At 61.1% G+C, this 1,618-nt stretch carries 1 protein-coding gene and 1 pseudogene; both read right to left on the reverse strand.

Going from position 1 to position 1,618, the window contains the following annotated elements:
* Window positions 1–567: pseudogene (locus tag DYI24_RS26295) on the reverse strand (methyl-accepting chemotaxis protein); the annotation flags it as partial.
* Window positions 542–1,063 carry a PAS domain-containing protein gene (locus tag DYI24_RS26300; RefSeq protein WP_164574396.1) on the reverse strand — a complete coding sequence of 174 codons (522 nt, stop codon included), beginning with the start codon at window positions 1,061–1,063 and terminating at the stop codon, window positions 542–544. The pseudogene DYI24_RS26295 and the gene DYI24_RS26300, both read right to left, overlap by 26 nt.
* Between the last annotated feature and the right edge of the window lie 555 nt (window positions 1,064–1,618).

Here is a 1,618-nt window from a genome sequence, read left to right on the forward strand (position 1 = left end):
GTTGAGGCTAGTCGCGGTCTCGCCCATGTTGCTGGAGGCGGCACCCACGGCATCGATCACCGTGCCGATCGCGGTTTCGAACTCGGCGGTGTTGGCGTTGAACGCCGCGACCCGTGTCTCGATCGCCTGCATCGCTTCGTTGATGGTGCGGCTGGCGATCAGCAGCGAGCCGCGCAGGCCCTGCGGCAGGATGTGCCGATAGTATTTGTCGTCGCGGATCGCCGCCATCGCGGCGCTGGACTCGCGCACGAACGCGTCGCAGCGATCGATCATGTCGTTGAAGCGGTTCTGCATCTCGAGCAGACGGCCACCGTCGCGATGCCCGATCAGCCGAGCCTCGAAGTCGCCGTCGGCAATCCGGCCGCAGACCTCATCGATCTGCGTCAGCATCCGGTTCAGCCGCAGCAGCATCACGGCAACGGCGGCGGCGCCCAGCAACGAGGCGCCGAGGCCGACCTGAAGCAGCAGAGGTACACCGGGCGTCAGTCCCGCCACCGCAACAAGCGAGCCGACGACGGTGACGGCAAGGCAGAGACCGGCCTTAAAGAGAGAAGACGAGTTGATCATAGGAAATGTTCTTCGACTTGACGAAATCGATCATGTGCTGATAGCCGGCCGTGAGCGCGTCCTTGCCATTGCGGTGCCGAGACTCCTGCGCCAGCAGCTCGGCATAGACCGGCTCCAGCGCGGCAACGACCCGGCGCTCAGGCACACGGCGATTGGAGTGATAGCCGATCACCGTGCCGGCGGCGTCGAATGACGGCGTGACGTGTGCGAACACCCAATAATGATCGCCGTACTTCGTCATGTTCTTGACGTAGGCGAAGATCTCACGCCCCTCGGCGAGGGTGTCCCACAGCAGCTTGAACACACAGCGCGGCATGTCGGGATGCCGCACAATCGAATGCGGCTGGCCCAGCAGTTCGGCTTCGCTGTAGCCGCAGATGTCGGTGAACACTCGGTTGGCGTAGGTGATCCGGCCTTTCAGGTCGGTTTTGGACACGATGATGTCGTCGGCGTCGAAGAATACTTCAACGCCCGTGGGCTTGACGGAAGAGGTCACGGCGAATTCCGGTTCAGCGGCTGAGAACGACTTGCACGGACTCTGATTGCGGCCCCGGTCCGGCTCCGCAAAGCTACGAGGCAGGTCTTAATAGTTAGTTCGCTCAACCACCGACTACATCGCTATAAATCGGCATTCGACGTCACTGTGTTGTTACTGAGCTGCTCACGAATTGGGCTGCGACAACTTGCGTTGTAGTGATTTTCCTGGCGCCACTCTTGAGCATGCTGTCTCAACCTGCCTCACTCATCTCGCTGCCTGCCAGCGAAATGATCAGCAACGATTAGAAGCTTTCCAACGCGTATGAACAACTCGCCATGATCGCACATCCGCGCGAGCACACACTCAGATCATTTGAGATACCGAGGCGGGCTCACAACCTCATTCGCGCGCCAGCGCAAGGCCCGCAGTTGGCTGCACACGTTGCGTACGACGCGGGGTGACGGCGTCCCTGCCACACCGAACCGAATCTTAACATCTGGTTGCTAGACGAGATCGACGCCGCGTCGCGCCCGATGCGGCCGGTTCGGGGAAACGCTTTTGGCTGTCATGGAT

Source organism: Rhodopseudomonas sp. BR0C11 (assembly GCF_010820945.1).
Classification (GTDB): domain Bacteria; phylum Pseudomonadota; class Alphaproteobacteria; order Rhizobiales; family Xanthobacteraceae; genus Rhodopseudomonas; species Rhodopseudomonas palustris_H.